General features: G+C 44.7%; 4 protein-coding genes. All 4 read right to left on the reverse strand.

Annotated elements, in window-relative coordinates; translation table 11 throughout:
- Window positions 1-28: 28 nt before the first annotated feature.
- Window positions 29-283, reverse strand: coding sequence for a hypothetical protein (locus LX99_RS25260; protein WP_109611121.1), 255 nt, complete (start codon window positions 281-283; stop codon window positions 29-31).
- A 166-nt stretch (window positions 284-449) separates the two neighbouring features.
- Complete coding sequence (locus LX99_RS25265) at window positions 450-953, reverse strand: hypothetical protein (RefSeq protein ID WP_146203238.1); 504 nt, start codon at window positions 951-953, stop codon at window positions 450-452.
- A complete protein-coding gene (locus LX99_RS25865; RefSeq protein ID WP_170122797.1) occupies window positions 950-1126 on the reverse strand; it encodes a hypothetical protein in 177 nt (58 codons plus the stop codon). The genes LX99_RS25265 and LX99_RS25865 overlap by 4 nt, the downstream gene beginning before the upstream one ends.
- On the reverse strand, window positions 1113-1802 hold the full coding sequence (locus LX99_RS25270; protein ID WP_245928015.1) for a conjugal transfer protein TraI: 690 nt from the start codon (window positions 1800-1802) through the stop codon (window positions 1113-1115). The genes LX99_RS25865 and LX99_RS25270 overlap by 14 nt, the downstream gene beginning before the upstream one ends.
- Window positions 1803-1938: the final 136 nt, after the last annotated feature.

Raw genomic sequence — 1938 nt, forward strand, 5'->3', positions numbered from 1 at the left:
CAACTTATAAAAACACACAACTGTCAGATCAAATAGTGGCTATTACAGCTAATTCATGAGCGTTAAACCGCCCGCCTGCGTTTGCCTGTCTCCATGATTTTTTGTACTCCGAAACGATACTGGCCTGGTTTGCGATAATGTCCGCGATCCGTCCGTACTTTCTGATTCCGGGGCTTACAGCCAGCAGGCCGTTCAGGAATGCAGAATGCAGGTTGAAATTACCTTCCGAAATGTCCTTAACCGCACCATAACCCTGGGTAAGGATGGCATAACCCGTCTGCATGTCCGATAGAATTGCTTTGAACTGCGTTAGCTTTTCGATATCTAATATCAATTACTGCGTATCCTGCGCGGTTGAGGTTTGGGCCTTTGAAGGCTGAAAAGCCACACTGCAAAGAATGATGCACAAGACGAGTACAGCCCAAACCTTACGAGGGCTTCGTAGCCATTTATTTAACTTTATAATACCTCCTTAGCGTTTCCACTTCATGATTGTCTTGTTGTCGCTGTGCACATAAGAGTTGAACTTTCCTGCAGAAAAAGCAGGTAAAAACATATTTATCCTTTATGGACGCGCTGATCCGCTGCAACCGGTTTATGCGCTCATCATCGCCTATCTGAAGTTCTCCGTTCGTAAGGACACTTTGCAGGTCGTCGAGGTCGCTGTTAAGCTGTGTGATGAGATTTTGACTCACTTCAGCAACATAGGCCTGTTCATTATCGGCCAAACCATCGAGGCTCCGGATGGCGTTCAACTGACTGATAATACTTTGTTGCTCTGCCTGTATTGCCGAAAGGTTCGCGCTGTTCCTGACTTCCGGTTTAACCTCGGACAGGGATTGATAGTAACCCTGATGCAGGCCAAACTCACCATTCTTAAATCCCGCGATAGCGTTCCACTCGCTTTTCAGCATATCATATCCTTGCCTTAACGAAAGTTCTTCTGCTTTCAAAGCAGCGATTTGCTGTTCCAGGTATTTGATCTGCGTTTTCTTTTGGTGAACCACTCGTCCCAGCTTTGCGCATGTGTTAGCTGAAAGCTAAACGCAAAAAGCATAAAGCAAAACAGAAAGCGCACACAAGCTTTTGGCGCTATGTTTTCGGCTTTTTGCTTAATTGATTCCATAATACTTTTTGATGGTTATTACTTCATTTTCATCCTTTGCCCTTTGGATGCTCAGGATCGCGTTTTGGTTATTGAACTGTTGCAGGTCATTATAATTGGAATCCATGTGTTCGGCCGCCTTGTTGATCAGTTCCATACGTGAAGCATCAGGCATTTGGGTTTTGCCGGAGTGAATGACATCAAGGATCTGGTCAAGGTCTGTTACACTTGCTTCCAGGATACCGGAATAGACCCTTGTCATGTAGCTCAGCTCATCCGCGGTGAAATGCCGGTCATTCTTTAACAGGCCCCATGTGTGGGTATAAACATTAACCAGGGCTGCCTGCTTCTGCGTGAGTTCGGCAATTTTGGAATAGTAGGCAATAGCTGATTTGATGTCCCATAACTCCTGGTAGTATTGGCCGAAGAGATCTTTTTGTTTGGATGACCAGTCGGATATCTCCGTTAGCTTTAGTTTCGACAATTGGTTTTCAAGTGCTTTTTGCGCGTTTTGCAGCCAGATCGTTTTATTCTGCATGCTTTGTATTTTCAGGTCGATTGCCCGGATTACGCGCCCGACGGTCGATGAAATCACTGATCCGACAACGGTCTGCGCATCGGCCCCTTTAGGAATAGTGACGAAGATGGTAATGGCCGAAATCGGCAGGATCACCATGTATTTTTTTAATGCGTTCATATCGCTTTCTTCTGGATTTTGCATAAAAGGCCCCCTTACCCCCAGGGAAATCGCTTTTAACTTTTTTATCATTTAGATAAGGAGTATATTTATGGTATAAATGATTAAGGTCAAAAAAATGACCTTTTCAAATTCC

The sequence above is a fragment of the Mucilaginibacter oryzae genome, assembly GCF_003148845.1.
GTDB lineage: Bacteria > Bacteroidota > Bacteroidia > Sphingobacteriales > Sphingobacteriaceae > Mucilaginibacter > Mucilaginibacter oryzae.

Excerpts from the sequence above, each read along its gene's own strand:
- LX99_RS25865 (WP_170122797.1), bottom strand. The coding sequence starts at position 1,126 with ATGGAATCAATTAAGCAAAAAGCCGAAAACATAGCGCCAAAAGCTTGT.
- LX99_RS25270 (WP_245928015.1), bottom strand. The coding sequence starts at position 1,802 with ATGAACGCATTAAAAAAATACATGGTGATCCTGCCGATTTCGGCCATT.
- LX99_RS25260 (WP_109611121.1), bottom strand. The coding sequence starts at position 283 with ATGCAGACGGGTTATGCCATCCTTACCCAGGGTTATGGTGCGGTTAAG.